The organism is Kribbia dieselivorans NBRC 106261, from assembly GCF_001552435.1.
GTDB lineage: Bacteria > Actinomycetota > Actinomycetes > Actinomycetales > Dermatophilaceae > Kribbia > Kribbia dieselivorans.
Window position 1 is genome coordinate 1 of the sequence record NZ_BCRE01000149.1, and the last position, 16,010, is coordinate 16,010.

General features: G+C 70.1%; 15 protein-coding genes. 4 read left to right on the forward strand and 11 right to left on the reverse strand.

All coding sequences use genetic code 11. From position 1 onward, the window contains the following. The 11 genes from KD1_RS12040 to KD1_RS12090 all read right to left on the reverse strand — a co-directional run. Window positions 1-373 (reverse strand): aldolase/citrate lyase family protein (locus KD1_RS12040; protein ID WP_245627390.1); only part of this gene is annotated, 373 nt, incomplete at its 3' end. Further along, a complete protein-coding gene (locus tag KD1_RS12045; RefSeq protein WP_217995883.1) occupies window positions 370-1,164 on the reverse strand; it encodes an SDR family oxidoreductase in 795 nt (264 codons plus the stop codon). The genes KD1_RS12045 and KD1_RS12040, both read right to left, overlap by 4 nt. Then, window positions 1,161-2,846, reverse strand: coding sequence for a class I adenylate-forming enzyme family protein (locus KD1_RS12050; RefSeq protein ID WP_083542426.1), 1,686 nt, complete (start codon window positions 2,844-2,846; stop codon window positions 1,161-1,163). Before KD1_RS12050 ends, KD1_RS12045 begins: the two co-directional genes overlap by 4 nt. After that, entirely contained in the window at window positions 2,843-3,979 is a 1,137-nt protein-coding gene (locus tag KD1_RS12055; RefSeq protein WP_068402232.1) for a CaiB/BaiF CoA transferase family protein, read from the reverse strand. Before KD1_RS12055 ends, KD1_RS12050 begins: the two co-directional genes overlap by 4 nt. Further along, window positions 3,976-5,133 (reverse strand): acyl-CoA dehydrogenase family protein, encoded by a 1,158-nt coding sequence (locus KD1_RS12060; protein WP_068402234.1) that lies wholly within the window; start codon window positions 5,131-5,133, stop codon window positions 3,976-3,978. The genes KD1_RS12055 and KD1_RS12060 overlap by 4 nt, the downstream gene beginning before the upstream one ends. Before the next feature lie 75 nt (window positions 5,134-5,208). Then, window positions 5,209-6,204, reverse strand: a complete 996-nt coding sequence (locus KD1_RS12065; RefSeq protein ID WP_068402236.1) for an NAD(P)H-dependent flavin oxidoreductase — start codon at window positions 6,202-6,204, stop codon at window positions 5,209-5,211. A gap of 28 nt (window positions 6,205-6,232) precedes the next feature. After that, window positions 6,233-7,066, reverse strand: coding sequence for an enoyl-CoA hydratase/isomerase family protein (locus KD1_RS12070; protein WP_068402238.1), 834 nt, complete (start codon window positions 7,064-7,066; stop codon window positions 6,233-6,235). 268 nt (window positions 7,067-7,334) lie between these two features. Continuing rightward, a complete protein-coding gene (locus KD1_RS12075) occupies window positions 7,335-7,793 on the reverse strand; it encodes a MaoC family dehydratase (protein WP_083542427.1) in 459 nt (152 codons plus the stop codon). A gap of 136 nt (window positions 7,794-7,929) precedes the next feature. Then, window positions 7,930-8,667 carry an enoyl-CoA hydratase-related protein gene (locus KD1_RS12080; protein ID WP_068402240.1) on the reverse strand — a complete coding sequence of 246 codons (738 nt, stop codon included), beginning with the start codon at window positions 8,665-8,667 and terminating at the stop codon, window positions 7,930-7,932. Between the two features lie 141 nt (window positions 8,668-8,808). Further along, window positions 8,809-9,882 carry an acyl-CoA dehydrogenase family protein gene (locus KD1_RS12085; protein ID WP_068402242.1) on the reverse strand — a complete coding sequence of 358 codons (1,074 nt, stop codon included), beginning with the start codon at window positions 9,880-9,882 and terminating at the stop codon, window positions 8,809-8,811. Further along, entirely contained in the window at window positions 9,882-11,045 is a 1,164-nt protein-coding gene (locus KD1_RS12090; protein WP_068402244.1) for an acyl-CoA dehydrogenase family protein, read from the reverse strand. Before KD1_RS12090 ends, KD1_RS12085 begins: the two co-directional genes overlap by 1 nt. A gap of 116 nt (window positions 11,046-11,161) precedes the next feature. Between KD1_RS12090 and KD1_RS12095 the strand changes: the two genes are divergently transcribed. The 4 genes from KD1_RS12095 (at window position 11,162) to rarD (ending at window position 15,993) form a co-directional block, all read left to right on the forward strand. Beyond that, a complete protein-coding gene (locus KD1_RS12095; RefSeq protein WP_068402246.1) occupies window positions 11,162-11,896 on the forward strand; it encodes an IclR family transcriptional regulator in 735 nt (244 codons plus the stop codon). Between the two features lie 193 nt (window positions 11,897-12,089). After that, window positions 12,090-13,964, forward strand: coding sequence for a 2-oxoacid:acceptor oxidoreductase subunit alpha (locus KD1_RS12100; RefSeq protein WP_068402248.1), 1,875 nt, complete (start codon window positions 12,090-12,092; stop codon window positions 13,962-13,964). Then, window positions 13,961-15,055 (forward strand): 2-oxoacid:ferredoxin oxidoreductase subunit beta, encoded by a 1,095-nt coding sequence (locus tag KD1_RS12105; RefSeq protein WP_068402250.1) that lies wholly within the window; start codon window positions 13,961-13,963, stop codon window positions 15,053-15,055. Before KD1_RS12100 ends, KD1_RS12105 begins: the two co-directional genes overlap by 4 nt. 29 nt (window positions 15,056-15,084) lie before the next feature. Further along, entirely contained in the window at window positions 15,085-15,993 is a 909-nt protein-coding gene (gene rarD / locus KD1_RS12110; RefSeq protein WP_068402252.1) for an EamA family transporter RarD, read from the forward strand. Window positions 15,994-16,010 lie beyond the last annotated feature (17 nt).

The following is a 16,010-nucleotide window of genomic DNA, read 5'->3' on the forward strand; positions in this document are numbered from 1 at the left end:
GGGCCGCCACGACGGCGGCGACGTCCGCGGCCGACTCCGCCTTCGGCAGGAAGATCACGCCGGCGTGCGGGGCGAGCGCGGCGACGTCGGCCGCGTGCCACGCGGAGTCGGCGGCGTTGATCCGCACGATGCCGGGGTTGCCGGCGGCGAGCCACTCGGCCACCGCCGCGCGGGCGGTGTCCTTCGACTCCGGGCTGACCGCGTCCTCGAGGTCGAGGATCACGACGTCGGCCCCGGACGCGACGGCCTTGGCGAACCGCTCCGGGCGGTCACCGGGCACGAAGAGCAGCGTGTCCGCAGCCTTCAGCTCCGCCGCGGTGGTCGGCCGGCGGGTCGCCGCCGGAGCCGTCGTGGGGGTGGGGGTGTCGGTCATGCCCGGCCCAACGCCTTTCCTCCGTCAATGAGCAATTGCACACCGGTGATGTAGCCGGCGTAGTCGCTGAGCAGGTAACAGGCCGCGTTGGCCACCTCGGTCTTGAGCACCGGCCGGCCCAGCGGCACGCTCGCCAGCGAACGCTCGCGCGCCTGGGGGGTGGCGAAGAGGATGTCGACACCGGCGGTGTCCTCGGTGAAACCCGGGACGAGCACGTTCAGGCGAATGCCGTGCTGGCCCCAGGCGGCCGCGAGCGACTTCGTCATCGTCACGACACCGGCCTTCGCGCTGGCCGAGTGCACCGTGTCCGGACCGCCCTGGTTGGCCATGTTCGAGCCGATGTTGAGCACCGACCCGCCGGACCCACGGGCGATCAGGTGCCGCCCGACGGTCTGGGTGCAGTGCCACGTGCCGTCGAGCACGATGCCGGTGACCGACGCCCAGGCGTTGGGTGAGAGGTCCTGGGGCGCGCTGCGGAAGTTGCCCGCCGCACTGTTGACGAGGTGATCGATCTTCCCGTGCTGCGCGACGACGTCCTCGACCATCTGCTCGACTGCGGCGCGATCGCGCACGTCCAGCGGGTGGGCGATCGCGACGCCGCCGTCGGCCACGATGCTCGCCCGCACGGCCTCCAGTTTCTCCGGGGTGCGGCCGACGAGCACGACCGTGGCGCCCAGGTGGGCGAGCGCGCGGGCGATGGCCTCACCGATGCCGGAGCCGCCGCCGGTGACGACCGCCACGCGATCTGCGAACGTCCCGGCCGGCAGCATCGTCCCGGCGGCGCGGGTCACGCCTTCACCTGCTCACGCAGTTCGGTCTTGAGGATCTTGCCGGCGCTGGTCGTCGGCAGGGCCGCCACGAACTGCACGCCACGGATCTTCTTGTACGGCAGCACTCGCTCGGCCACCCACGCCATGAGGTCCTCCGCGGTGGAGGTCGCGGCCTCGGACGCCACGACGAAGGCGATCGGCTCCTGGCCGACGACCTCGTCCTCGCGCCCGACGACGGCGACGCGCAGCACGTCCGGGTGCGTCAGCAGCAACTCCTCGAGCTCACGCGGGTAGACGTTGTAGCCCTTGTAGATGAGCATGTCCTTCGCGCGGTCGACGATGCGCAGGAAACCGTCGTCGATGAGCGCGACATCACCGGTGGCGAGCCACCCGTCGGCAAACTGCTCGGCGGTGGCCTCGGGCCGGTTCAGGTACCCGGCGGTGACCTGGGGACCCTTGATGAACAGCTCGCCACGTTCCCCCTCGGGCACGAGGTTGCCGTTCGGGTCACGCAGCTGGATCTCCGTGTCGCACACCGGGATTCCCACGGTGCCGGCGCGGCGGGGCACGCTGGACAAGGCCGGGATCGCGGTGACGACACAGGTGCCCTCGGTCAGGCCGTACCCCTCGGTGACGATGGCGTTGGTGAACGTCTCGCCGAGGCGGCCCAGCGTCACCGGGTCGATCGGCGCAGCGCCGGAGGACACGGCCCGCACCGAGGTCAGGTCACGCGTCCCGGCGCTCGGTGCGCGGAGCAGCGCGTGCCACATCGTCGGGCTGCCGGTGATGTAGGTGATCCGCTCGGTTTCGATGGTCTCGAGCAGCGCCTCGGGGTCGAAGCGGCCGGAGATCACGAGCTTCGCGCCGCAGGTGAGCAGGAAGTCGGTATTGATCAGCGCGTGTGCGTGGAACAGCGGCGAGACGACGGCGCTGGCCGAGGCCCCGGGCACCACCGTGGCATCGTCGGCGGCCGGGAAGGCCGTCAGGTGCACCGCGCCGTCCTCGAGGGAGAGGGCATGCCCGGCCCGGAATGCGATCATCTGGGTGACGTTCGCGGTGACGTTGCGGTGGAGCACCCGCACCCCCTTGGGCGTGCCGGTCGTGCCGCCGGTGTAGACGATGTGCGCGACGCTCTCGGGTCCGACCCCAGTGACCGGGCGGGTCGACGGCCGGTCGGCGACGATGTCGACGAGCGGCGTGAACTCCGTCAGCGGGGTCTCCCCCGGGCCGTCGGGGGCCGCGTCCGTGGTCGGCAGGAGCACCAGTCGGGCCGCCAACTCGGGCTGCGCCCGGCGCACGGTGGTCACCGCCTGCAACAGCGGAGCAGCGTGGGCCGGGTGGGTGATGATCACCCGGGTCGACGTGTCGGTGATCTGCGCGACCAGGCCGGCCGGCGGCGTGAGCGGGTTGACCGGCGAGACGGTCGCGCCCGAGAGCAGCACACCGAAGTACGCCACGAGGAAGTACGCGGAGTTCGGCGCGTGGAGCATGACGACGTCGCCGTCACGCACCCCGTCGGCGCGCAGCGCGTTCGCGAGGCGGCAGGCCTGCGCATACAGGTCGCCGAAACCCAGCCGCAGGTCGCCGTCGACGATCGCGGTCTGCGTGGGGTACGTGGCCGCCGCGCCGGCGATGAGGTCACCGACCGTGGCCGCCGGGTAGTCGAGGTGGCGCGGGATGCCCTCGGGCCAGTACAGCGTCACGAGATGACCCCTTCGGAGCGCAGCGCGGCCACCTCGTCACCGGTGTAACCGCGCTCCGTCAAGACCGCCTCGGTGTGCTCGCCGATCTTCGGGGTGACCCCGGCCGGCCCGGTCGGCGTGCCGCTGAAGCGCGGGGCCGGCGCCGGGCGCGGGGAGCCGCCGTCGGCGCAGGTGAACGTGCCACGAGCGAGGTTGTGCCGGTGGTCGGCGGCCTCGGCCATGTCGAGCACCGGGGTGACGCAGGCGTCGAGGTCCTCGAACGTCTCCGTCCACTCATCGCGGGTGCGGGTTGCGAACGCGGCGGTGAACACCTCGCGCATGTGCGGCCAGGTGGCACTGTCGCGCTGCCGCGGCGCGTCGATCTGGTCGGCGACCCCGAGGGTGTTGATGAGGATCGCGAAGAACTGGGGCTCGATGGCACCGACGGCCATGTACCGGCCGTCGGAACACGCGTACGTGTCGTAGAACGGAGCGGTGCCGTCGAAGATGTTCTCGCCGCGGCGCGGCGTCCAGTCGCCGTCCTCCATGAAGCCGTACATCATCGCCATGAGCACGCTGGCACCCTCGACCATGGCCGCATCGACGATCTGGCCCTGGCCGGTGGTGCGGGCGTTGAGCACCGCCGAGACGACCCCGAAGGCGAGCAGCATGCCACCGCCGCCGAAGTCGCCGACGAGGTTGAGCGGCGGGGCCGGCGGCGAGTCGGGTCGACCGATCGCGTGCAGCGCTCCGGAGAGCGAGATGTAGTTGATGTCGTGCCCGGCGCGCGGGGACAGCGGCCCGTCCTGGCCGTAACCGGTCATGCGACCGACGACGAGGCGGGGGTTGGCCTCGAGCAGGGACTCCGGCGTCAGGCCGAGGCGCTCCAGCACCCCGGGGCGGAAGCCCTCGATGAGGACGTCGGCGTCGGCGGCGAGGCGGCGGACGACCTCGACCCCACGAGGATCCTTGAGGTTGACCGCCACGGAGCGACGGCCGCGGTCGAGCACGGAGTTCGGGGCGCTCGCGTCGCCGACGCGGTGGACGCGCACGACGTCGGCACCCAGGTCGGCGAGCATCATGGCGCAGAAGGGGCCGGGGCCGATGCCGCTGAGCTCGACGACCTTGAGCCCGGCCAGGGGTCCGGTGCTCATCGGGCCAGTCCGATCGACTTCGCGATGATGGTCTTCATGACTTCGCTCGTTCCTCCGTAGATGCGGGTGATGCGGGCGTCGGCGTAGAGCCGCGCGATCGGGTATTCGGTGATGTAGCCGTACCCGCCGTGGATCTGCAGGCAGCGGTCGACCACGCGTCCCTGGACCTCGGTGGCGTACAGCTTGAGCCGGGCCGCGTCGACCGCGGAGAGGTCGCCGACGTCGTGTGCCTCGAGGGCCTGATCGAGCATGGCCTGCGCCGCGGACACCTCGGTGGCGCACTCGGCGAGCACGAACTTGGTGTTCTGGAACGACGCCAGCGGCTTGCCGAAGATCATCCGCTCGTTGGCGTACTCGACGGCGAGGTCGACGGCGTGGCCGGCGGCGGCGACCGAGGAGACGCCGATCGTCAGACGCTCCTGGGGAAGGTTGTGGGAGAGGTACTCGAAGGCCTTGCCCTCCTCGCCGAGCAGGTCCTCGACGGGCACGCGCACGTTCGTGAAGGACAGCTCGACGGTGTCCTGGGCGTGCAGGCCGATCTTCTCCAGCTGGCGGCCGACCGCGAAGCCCTCGGTGGAGGTGTCGACGACGAGGATGCTCATCCCGCCGCGGCGGTCGTCCTCGGAGCCCTTGGCCGTGCGGCAGACGACGAGCACGCGGTCGGCGTTGCGGCCGCCGGTGATGAACGTCTTGCCGCCGTTGAGCACGTAGTGGTCGCCGTCGCGCACGGCGGAGGTCGAGATGCCGGCCAGGTCGGAGCCGGTGCCCGGCTCGGTCATGGCGATGGCGAGGATGAGGTCACCGGCGGCGATCTGCGGCAGCAAGCGACGCTTCTGCTCCTCATTGGCCAAGTGCAGCAGATAGGGCAGGCACACCTCGGAGTGCACGCGCATCGACCCGAGGTTCACGTCGGCCTTGACGGTCTCCTCGATGAACACGGCGTTGAACTTGTAACTGTCCTCGCCCGGGCCGCCGTACTCCTGCGGGATCTGCAGGCCGATGAAGCCCAGTTCGGCGGCCTTCTTGTACATCGCCTTGTCGGGGGCGCCGGCCTTCTCCCAGTCGGCGTAGTACGGCTTGACCTCCTTCTCGATGAAGGCGCGGACGGCGCCGCGGAAGGCCTCGTGGTCATCGTTGTAGACAGTGCGGCGCACGGGTTCTCTCCTGGTGGATTACGGTGCCGTGGCCGGCCGGGAGCATGGCCGGCCACGGCGGATGAGGGTCGGTCGTCAGACGGCCGCGGTGGTGCGGGTCAGCCCGGCCAGGCGGCCGTCGATGATCTCGGCGGCCTCGTCGACGATCCGGGTGACGAGGTCGGCGACGGTCGGGATGTCGTGGATCAGGCCCTGGACCATGCCGACGCTCCAGATGCCGTACTCCGGGTCGCCCTCCTCATAGACCTTGCGGCCGCGGGCACCGGCGACGAGTTCGCGGATGTCCTCGAACTGCGCTCCGTCGTTGAGCTTGGCGACGACCTCGCGGCTGACGCCGTTGCTGGCCACGCGGGAGGTGTTGCGCAGCGGGCGGAAGATCAGCTCGGTGTCGAGCTCGGTGCCCGCGACGATGGCCTCCTTGATGTTCTGGTGGATCGGCGACTCGACGGTGCACATGAAGCGCGTGCCCATGTTGACCCCGTCGGCACCCAGCGCCAGCGCGGAGACCAGGCCACGCGCGTCTCCGATACCGCCGGAGGCGATGACCGGGATCTCGAGGGCGTCGGCGGCGAGCGGGAAGAGCACGAGACCGGGGACGTCGTCCTCACCGGGGTGGCCGGCGCACTCGAAGCCGTCGATGCTCACCGCGTCGACTCCGACCTTCTGCGCCTTGAGCGCGTGGCGCACGGAGGTGCACTTGTGGATGATCTTGACGCCGGCCGGCTTGAGCGCCTCGACGTGCTCGGTGGGCAGGTTGCCGGCCGTCTCGACGATCTTCACGCCGGACTCGATGATGGCCTGACGGTACTCGGCGTACGGCGGCGGCGTGATGGCCGGCAGGATCGTCAGGTTGACGCCGAACGGCTTGTCGGTCATCTCGCGGGTGCGGGCAATCTCCTTGGCCAGATCCTCCGGCGTCGGCTGGGTCAGCGCGGTGATGCAGCCCAGCGCTCCGGCGTTGGCCACGGCGGCGACGAGTTCGGCGCGGCCGACCCACTGCATACCGCCCTGGATGATCGGGTGCTCGATGCCGAATTCCTCGGTGAAACGGGTGGTCAAACGTGCAGTCATGATGTCTTCTCCTTGAGGGACGGGGGGCTCAGAGCTTCCAGGTGCCGGTGAAGTTCGGCTCGCGCTTCTCGAGGAAGGCGGCGAAGGCCTCTGGGGAGTCGGTGCCGAAGTTGATGACCTGCGAACGGGCCTCGCTCTCGAGCACCTCGTGCAGGGTCTGGGTCGTGCCCTCGTGGAGCATGAGCTTGTTCAGGGCAAAGGCGGTCGGCGCGGCGGAGGCGAGCTCGGTCGCCAGTTCCGCGACGAACGCGTCGATCTCGTCGGCCGGCTTGAGGTACGTGACCATGCCGATGCGCTCGGCCTCGACGCCGTCGATGATCTCGCCGCGTAGCACGAGGCGCTTGGCCTGCTGCAGGCCGACGACGCGCGAGAGGAGCCACGCGCCACCGAAGTCGGCGGACAGGCCGCGCTTGACGAAGATCTCGGAGAAGCGAGCCTGCGGCGTGGCGACGACGAAGTCGGCGCCGATGGCGAGGTTGCACCCGGCTCCGACGGCGACGCCCTTGACGACGGAGATGACCGGCTTGGGCATCTCGTACAGCGACAGGGCGATGTCGCCGAAGTCGCGCATGCGGGTCAGCGGATGCTGCTCGCGCTTCTCGCCACCGAGGTCGGCGCCGGCGCAGAAGTCGTCACCGGCGCCGGTGACGATGACGGCGCGCACGGAGGCGTCGTTGCGCACCTGGCGCACGACGTCGCCGAGGAGGTACCAAGCGGCCTCCGTCATGGCGTTCTTGCGGCGCGGCTGGTTGAGCGTGATGGTGGCGATGCCGTCGGCGACCGACAGGAGCACCGGCTCCGTCGTCGCGTTCGCGGTCTCGCCGTTCTGCGTGGCGGTGGGGCTACCTTGGGGCTGCGTCATCGATGACCGAACCTTCCCGACGTTGCTGTGGGTGAACCGAGGTCTGCATCCCTGCAGCCCCGAGGTCTGGGCTTCATCCAAACGGCCGCGACCACATCGGGTCAAAGACCACCGGATGATGCCTTTGATAGGTGCCACCTATACCTGTTCGGCAGCGCCGAGCCGATATACGAAATTGGTGCTCCCGGCCAGGCCGGAAGCACCAGTTTCTGGGGGCACTCGCAGACTACCTAGCGATCGCTAGGTTCGCCAGTGGCCGGGTGTCGGATCAGGGCACGATCAGCACGAGCAGCTTGCCGACACACGCCGGGCGGGTGCCCCCCTCGATCTCGATCGTGTACTTCGTCGTCATCTGCAGACCCTTGGGCAGCGACTCGACGTTCTCCAGGTGTGCCGTGCCGCGCACACGCGAGCCGACCTTGACCGGGCTCGGGAAGCGGACGGACTCGACGCCGTAGTTGAGGCGGGCGCTGCCGAAGGTCACCGTCGAGATCTGCGACCCGATGACGGGGAACAGCGACAGGGTGAGGAAGCCGTGGGCGATGGTGCCACCGAAGGGGCTGTCCTTGGCCTTGTCCACATCAACGTGGATCCACTGGTGGTCACCGGTGGCATCGGCGAACGTGTTCACCATGGTCTGGTCGACGGTGATCCAGTCGCTGGTCCCCAGGTCCTGACCGACGAGGGACTCGAGCTCTTCCTGACTGCTGATCTCGCGCGGGCTCACGCGGTCACCTGCTTCCGAGTGTGGGGCGCGGCCGGGCCGGCGCCGATGTTCGTTGGGTACGGGTGGTGCTGGATACAGGTGCAGGTGACCACGTGGAACCACATGGTCACCTGCACGCTGGGTCACACCGTAGCGGTCAGGGGTGCTGGCGACGCAGGGACCACATCTGCGGGCTGCGCTCAAGCTCGACGGCGACGTCCCACGGGACTCCGCCGGGACGGGTCTCGCGGCGGAAGCTCAGGACGAGCTTGCGGGCCAGTTCGGGGTCCTTGGCCACGCGGGCGGCGAACGTCTGTGCCGCCGCCTCGACCTCGTCGTCCTCGTGGGCGGACCAGGCCATGCCCAGGGCGACTGCGCGCTCGCCGCTGATCTCCTCGCCGAACATGCCCATCGCCGCGGCCATCTCGCGACCGCCGGCGCGGTTGAGCAGGGTGAAGTGACCGCCACCGGGGTGGATGCCGATCTGCGCGAAGCCCGGCAACAGGCGGGCGGTTGTCGAGACGATGCGCGCGTCGGTGGCGAGCGCGAGGTTCAGGCCGGCGCCGACGGCCGCGCCACGCACGGCGGCGACGGTGGGTACGGCGAGCTCACCGATGACGGTGAACGCGCCGTACACGGCTCCGAGCTTGCGGTAGGCCGAGTCCTCGACCGGGTCCTTGCCGTTGTCGGCGAGCACCTCGCGCACCGCGCCGGCGCAGAAGTGCTTGCCGCCGGTGACGATGACCGCACCGACGGAGGTGTCGGCCTCGGCCGTGCGGGCGGCGTCGATGAGCTCGTGCGAGCTCTCGACGGAGAGGGCGTTGCGGCGGTCGGGGGCGTTGAGCGTGATCGTGGCCACGCCGTCGGTCACGGAGTACAGCACTTCGTCAGCCATGGAGGTCTCCTCAGGTGGGTCGGGTGTCGAGTTCTTCACCGGTCCCGCCCTTCCCGGTTCGAGGTAATAGGGGGCGTTGGAGCGTCCCCTATTACCTCGAACCGAGTGGGGGCGGGGCGGGCAGGTGCGGGTGGGGTCAGGTCAGGCGGTGGTACCGGTGAGCACGAGCGGCCAGAGCCCCTCGCGCCCCGCGGCGACGGCCATCGCGGTCAGGGTCTCATCCCACTCGTGCACCGTGCCGAACTCACCGCGGCGGGCGAGCATCGGCTTGGTCATCAGGTGCAGTTCGTGCTCGAGCGTCGTGCCGATCGCCCCCATCGCCTGGTGGGCGTTGCGCACGATGACGGAGGCGGCGTGGCCGGTGCACGAGGCCGCTGCGGCCACCGCGAAGGGCACGCCCGGGTCGGCCCAGTCGGACTCCACCGCCCGCGCCACCGCGGTGTCGGTCGCCGCGCGCGCCAAGGCGGACTCGGCGGCGATGTCGGCCACGAGGTGCTGCACCGCCTGGAACTTGCCGATCGGGCGACCGAACTGGGCGCGCTCGTTGACGTGGGTGAGCACGAGCTCGAGGGCCCGTTCGGCGCTGCCGACGTTCTGCAGGGACCGGGCCAGCGCACCACGGCGCTGGAACTCGTCGCGAACCTCCGGCCGCACGACGGCTCCGGCACCCAGGTCGGCCACCTCGAAGCTGACCGTGTCGGCGGGCTCACCGGCGAGGTTGTGACCCTCGGTGATCGTCACACGGGCGGCCGGCACATCGGCGACCCGCCACTGCGCTCCGTCGTGCCACAGGGCGACCACGGCGGCGGCGTGCCGTCCGTAGAGCACGCTGTTCGCCTGGCCCTGGGCGTCGGGCAGGGCGACGGTGCGCAGGGCTCCGTCGTTCGGCAGCCCGGCCTGCTCCAGCAGCCAGGCAGCGAGGAAGCCGTGCTCGACGAGCGGCACGGGCGCGGCCGCACCGGCGGCGGCGGTCAGGAGCGCCGCTCCCTCGAGCCAACTCGCGCCGCTGCCACCACTCTCGGTGGCGGCGGTCAGGCGCGTCAGCCCGAGCTCCTCGAGCTGGCCCCACAGGCTTTCGTCGAAGACGACGAACTGGTCGGGCGCGGTCCGGGCCTCGCGGTAGGCCGTGAACAGGTCGGTCATCATGCCGACCAGGTCGGGGTCGGCGGCGACCGGCACCGCCAGGGTGCTCAGGTCGGTGGTGTCGGTGGTCATCAGCGCATCCCCAATCCGCGGGCGATGACGCCACGCAGGATCTCGTTGGTCCCGCCCCGCAGCGTGAAGCCGGGTCGCTGCAGGATCGCGGCGTGCAAAAGGGTGTGGAGGGCGTCGTCGGCGGCCCGGCCGGGCGGCGCGAGCAGGTCGACGTAGTCGGCGATGTCACCCTCGGTCGTCGTGCCGAGCACCTTGGTGACGGCTGCGGCGGTGTCGGCGTTCTGGTGACCCTGCAGGGCGGTGGACACGGCGAACGACATCTGGTGGAGCGCCGAGATGCGGGCGGTCAGTCGCCCCACGCCGGTGTCGGTCGGCAGGGTCTGCGTCTGCATGGCCTCGGCGGTCTCGGCGAGCAGGTGGAAGGTCGAGAGGGCACGCTCGGGGCCACTGCGCTCGAAGCCGAGCTCGGAGGTGACCTGCATCCAGCCGTCGCCGATCTGGCCGAGCACGCGGTTGTCGGGGATGAACACCCCGTCGAGGTGGACCTCATTGAAGTGGTGGTCCCCACCCATGGAGATGATCGGGCGGATCTCGACGCCGGGGGCGTGCAGGTCGACGATGAACTGGCTCAGCCCGTCGTGGCGGTGGGCCGGGTCGAGCGGCGAGGTGCGCGCGAGCGCGAAGAACGCGTCGGCCTCGTGACCGCCGGAGGTCCACACCTTGGTACCGGTGACGCGCCAGCCGCTGACGCCATCGACGACGTCCGGCTCGGCCTTGGTGCGCACGCTGGCGAGGTCGGAGCCGGAGTCGGGCTCGCTCATGCCGATGCCGAAGATGACGTCGCCGCGCGAGATCGCCGGCAGGAACGCCTGCTTCTGCTCCTCGGTGCCGAAGCGGAGCAGCGACGGGCCGATCTGGCGCTCGGCGACCCAGTGGGCCGCGACGGGAGCGCCGACGACGAGCAGCTCCTCGGTGACGACGAAGCGCTCGAGGAAGGTGCGGCCCTGGCCGCCGTACTCCGTCGGGATGACCATGCCGAGCCAGCCCCGGCGGCCGAGTTCGCGGGTGAACTCACGGTCCCAGCGGGTCAGCCAGGTGTCGACGTGCGGCACGAACAGGCCATCGCGGATCGCGTCGGCCACGAACGCGCGGACCTCGAGGCGGAGTTGAGTCAGGGCCGGCTGCTCAATGGCGACCCCGGGACTTACGGAAACCGGTGGCATGCGCGCCCTCCGATGGTGTCGAGTGGATGTGGGTGACGGTAGTGACCACGGTGGCACACGACGCTCCGCTTACGCAATAGTTGATCACGTTACGTATATACGTGATAGTGAGGCCCATGACCCCCGGACTGACGACCCCACGACCCCGCCACCGCACCGTCGATCGGGTCGCGACGATCCTCGAGAGCGCCGCCCGACACCGCGACGGCATGTCCCTGACCGAGATCGCGCGCGTCGTCGACGCTCCGGTGAGTTCGGTGCAGGGCCTGGTCAACGGGCTCGTCGCCACCGGCTACCTCGACGAGACGGAGCGTCGTTACACCCTGGGCGCGGCGCCCTACCTGCTCAATCTCATCGCCGGTCGGCCCTCGCTCGGCGCCGTGCCGCACGCCGACCTCGTGGCCCTGTCCGAGGAGACCGGCCAGCCCGCCATGCTCGCGGTGGCCGTCGGGCGCAACGTCTTCTACATCGATTCGGCGATGGCAGATCTGCGCTTCGCCTATCTGGCCGAGAACCATGTGCGACGGCCGCTGCTGCGCACGTCGTCGGGGTGGGTGTTCCTGGCCCACATGGATCGACGCGACCTGTGGGCGCACCTCCAGGCCGCCGGGCCCGAGGACGAACAACGCGTCGAGGACTTCCTCGCCGAGATGCCGCAGATCATCGAGACCGGCATCTGCGCCTCGGAGAAGAGCTCGGACACCGCCGCCGGAGTGGCCGCGGCCGTGCGCGAGGCGGGTCGCGTCGTCGCCTCCGTCGTGCTCATCGGCACGCGCGAGGAGATCGCGCAGAAGCGCGAGTCGCTGACGGCCACACTGACGCGATACGCCCCGCGCTGGGTCACCGCGTGAGGCGACGCCGCGGCTGCGGGGTGCGTCGCGGGCAGGCCCACCACCGGCGATGGACCGCCCCTGGAATCTCGACAAGGTCGGTGGGATAACGGTCGCTTATACTGGCCATAACTTGGACGGCGATATCCTTCCATCGGACGCCGTCATAACATGACGAGATCGCCCCCGCAAACGACGACTGGAACCGCCACCGATGAGTACTGCCCACGTCCAAAAGCTCGACCGAGTCGTGATCCGGTTCGCCGGAGACTCCGGAGACGGCATGCAGTTGACGGGTGACCGGTTCACCTCCGACACCGCCGCTCACGGCAACGACCTCTCGACGCTGCCCAACTTCCCGGCCGAGATCCGGGCTCCCCAGGGCACGCTGCCGGGCGTGAGTTCGTTCCAGCTCCACTTCGCCGATCATGCGGTGCTGACGCCGGGCGACGCTCCGGATGTGTTGGTCGCGATGAACCCGGCCGCCCTCAAGGCCAACCTGCGGGACGTGCCCCGCGGCGCGACGATCCTCATCAACACCGACGAGTTCACCAAGCGCAACCTCTCGAAGGTGGGCTGGGACAGCAACCCGCTGGACGACGGGTCGCTGGAGTCGTGGCACGTCCACCCGCTGCCGCTGACGAGCATCACCGTCGAGGCGCTGGCCGAGTCGACCACCCTGACCCGCAAGGAGAAGGAGCGCGCCAAGAACATGTTCGCGCTCGGCCTGCTGTCGTGGATGTACTCGCGCCCGATCGACGCGACCAAGGCGTTCCTGGAGTCCAAGTTCGGGTCGAAGCCCGCCATCCTCGCGGCCAACATCACCGCGCTCGAAGCCGGCTGGAACTACGGCGAGACCACGGAGGACTTCTCCGTGCGCTACGAGGTCGCCCCGGCGGCGATGCCGGCCGGCACCTACCGCAACACCACCGGCAACCAGGCGCTCGCGCTCGGTCTCGTCGCGGCGGCGCACCGGGCCGAGCGGCCCCTCGTGCTGGGCTCCTACCCGATCACGCCGGCCTCCGACATCCTGCACGAGCTGAGCCGGCACAAGCGGTTCGGCATCACCACGATCCAGGCCGAGGACGAGATCGCCGGCGTCGGCATCGCGCTGGGCGCCAGCTACGGCGGCGCCATCGGCGTGACCACGACCTCGGGTCCCGGAGTGGCGCTCAAGGCCGAGACCATCGGCCTGGCGGTGAGCCTGGAGTTGCCGCTGGTCATCGTCGACGTCCAGCGCGGCGGCCCGGCCACCGGTCTGCCGACCAAGACCGAGCAGGCCGACCTGCTGCAGGCCCTGTACGGCCGCAATGGTGAGTCGCCCGTGCCGGTCATCGCACCGCGCTCCCCCGCGGACTGCTTCGACGCCGCGCTCGAGGCCGTGCGCATCGCCACGACCTACCGCACGCCGGTGTTCCTGCTCTCCGACGGGTACCTCGCCAACGGCTCCGAGCCGTGGCGCGTGCCGACCGTCACCGGCCTGCCCGACCTGCGCGTCGAGAACGCCACCAGCCCCAACGGTGAGGACGGCAAGGGCAACCCCGTCTTCCTGCCGTACAAGCGCGACCCGCAGACGCTGGCGCGACCGTGGGCCGTGCCGGGCACCGCGGGTCTGGAGCACCGCATCGGCGGCATCGAGAAGGCCGACCAGACCGGCAACATCTCCTACGACCCGGACAACCACGAGTTCATGGTCCACACCCGCCAGGCCAAGGTCGACGGGATCGCCAACACCATCGATCACCTCGAGGTCGACGACCCGACCGGAGACGCGAAGGTCCTCGTGCTCGGGTGGGGATCGACGTACGGCCCGGTCGCTGCGGCGGTGCGCACCGTGCGCAACACCGGCGCCGCCGTCGCCCACGCGCACCTGCGCCACCTCAACCCGTTCCCGGCCAACACCGGCGACGTCCTGGCCCAGTACGAGCGGATCCTCGTGCCCGAGATGAACCTCGGCCAACTCGCGTTCATCCTGCGCGGCAAGTACCTCGCCGACGTGCGCTCGTTCACCCGCGTGCGCGGCCTGCCCTTCACCACCATCGAACTCGCCGACAAGATCGGCCACCTGATCGAGGAGATCACCAAGTGAGCATCGACCTCGGCCTGCCCCACGTCGGTCACAGCGGCATCGCGGGCGTTCCCGAACTGCCCGACGACGCCGACCGCCAGACCAAGCGCGACTTCACCTCCGACCAGGAGGTGCGCTGGTGCCCCGGGTGCGGTGACTACGCCATCCTCGCCGCGGTGCAGGGGTTCCTGCCCGAGTTGGGTCTCAAGCGCGAGAACATCACGTTCATCTCCGGCATCGGCTGCTCGAGCCGCTTCCCGTACTACCTCAACACGTACGGCATGCACTCGATCCACGGCCGCGCCCCGGCCATTGCGACCGGCCTGGCGACGTCTCGGCCGGACCTGTCGGTGTGGGTCGTCACCGGTGACGGCGACGCGCTCTCGATCGGCGGCAACCACCTCATCCACGCCATGCGGCGCAACGTCAACATGACGATCCTGTTGTTCAACAACCGGATCTACGGGCTGACCAAGGGTCAGTACTCCCCCACCTCGGCGCCGGGGACGGTGACGAAGTCGAGCCCGTACGGGTCGGTCGACTCGGTGTTCAACCCGGTCAGCCTCGCCCTCGGCGCGGAGGCGTCGTTCGTCGCGCGGACCATGGACTCCGACCGCAAGCACCTCACCGCCGTACTCAAGGCCGCCGCGGAGCACCGCGGCACCGCGCTCGTCGAGATCTACCAGAACTGCCCGATCTTCAACGACGGCGCGTTCGAACTCATCAAGGACGTCGACCAGCAGCAGGCGCGCCTGGTGCACCTCAAGCACGGCGAGGCGGTCACCACCGGCAACGACGACGCGCAGCAGGTGCTCGTGCGCAACGAGACGGGCGGAGTGTCGTTCGTGCCGGCGGGTGAGGCCGACGCAAGTCGCGTGGTCACGCACGACGTGACCCTCGACGATCCGTCACAGGCCTTTGCGATCTCGCGGCTCGATGGGCCGGACATGACCCACGTGCCCATGGGGGTCTTCCGAGCCGTGGAGCGCCCGTCGTACGACGACCTCGTGCGTTCGCAGGTGCTCGCCGCCGTGCAGAACGCCGGTGGGCCGGCCTCGGATGACGATGTCTCTGCCCTGCTTCGGGGCAAGGACACGTGGCAGGTTGGCTGACGTGACCGACCTGCCCCCGGCCCGCTGAGGTGGCCGACCAGTCTCGCGTCGGCACCGGACAGGCCCTGGCCGCCTATGGCATCTGGGGGCTGTTCCCGCTGTACTTCGCGGCGCTGGCGCCGGCGGGTGCGTGGGAGGTGCTGGGGCACCGCATCCTCGGCACGGTGCTGCTGTGTCTCGTGGTGCTCGCGGTACTGCATGACTGGTCGTGGGTCCGGCCGTTCCTGGCGCAGCGTCGGCTCGTCGTCGGCGTGACCGTGGCGGCGTTGTGCATCTCGCTGAACTGGGGTTTCTACAGTGCGGCGGTGTTGGCCGGGCAGGCCAACGAGGCCGCGTTGGGGTACTTCCTCAATCCGCTCGTGACGATCGCACTCGGGGTGTTGGTGCTGCGCGAGCGGCTGCGCCCGTTGCAGTGGCTCGCCATCGCCATCGGTGCGGCGGCCGGCGTGTATCTCATCGTCGCGGCCGGTCAGGTTCCGATGGTCGCGGCGGTGTTGGCGACGAGTTTCGCGCTGTACGGGCTGATCAAGAAGCGCGTCGGGGTGGACCTCTCGGCGCTGCACTCGCTCACGGCCGAGTCGATGGTGATCGCGCCGTTGGCCATCGTGGTGCTGACGTTCGTGCAGGTGTCGGGCGGCGCAACCGTGCTGAACCACGGACCTGTACATGCCGGGTTGTTCCTCATCTCCGGGGTGATGACGGCGGCGCCGTTGCTGCTGTTCTCGGCCGCGGCGCGACGGATCAAGCTCGTGACGATCGGGCTGATCCAGTTCGTGACGCCGGCGATCCAGTTGATCCTCGCGGTGACGGTGCTGGGTGAGCATCTGCCGCGGGAGCGGTGGATCGGCTTCGGCATCGTGTGGGTGGCGCTCATCGTCCTGTCCGTGGACATGGTGGTGTCGGCGCGGGCGCGACCGCGGGTGACCCAGGCGGCGTAGGGGCCTGTTGCACGGAG

What these genes read in the sequence shown, in the direction of transcription:
- KD1_RS12055 (WP_068402232.1), bottom strand. Translation starts at nt 3,979, where the DNA reads ATGAGCACCGGACCCCTGGCCGGGCTCAAGGTCGTCGAGCTCAGCGGC.
- KD1_RS12065 (WP_068402236.1), bottom strand. Translation starts at nt 6,204, where the DNA reads ATGACTGCACGTTTGACCACCCGTTTCACCGAGGAATTCGGCATCGAG.
- KD1_RS12070 (WP_068402238.1), bottom strand. Translation starts at nt 7,066, where the DNA reads ATGACGCAGCCCCAAGGTAGCCCCACCGCCACGCAGAACGGCGAGACC.
- KD1_RS12080 (WP_068402240.1), bottom strand. Translation starts at nt 8,667, where the DNA reads ATGGCTGACGAAGTGCTGTACTCCGTGACCGACGGCGTGGCCACGATC.
- KD1_RS12085 (WP_068402242.1), bottom strand. Translation starts at nt 9,882, where the DNA reads ATGACCACCGACACCACCGACCTGAGCACCCTGGCGGTGCCGGTCGCC.
- KD1_RS12090 (WP_068402244.1), bottom strand. Translation starts at nt 11,045, where the DNA reads ATGCCACCGGTTTCCGTAAGTCCCGGGGTCGCCATTGAGCAGCCGGCC.
- KD1_RS12095 (WP_068402246.1), top strand. Translation starts at nt 11,162, where the DNA reads ATGACCCCCGGACTGACGACCCCACGACCCCGCCACCGCACCGTCGAT.
- KD1_RS12100 (WP_068402248.1), top strand. Translation starts at nt 12,090, where the DNA reads ATGAGTACTGCCCACGTCCAAAAGCTCGACCGAGTCGTGATCCGGTTC.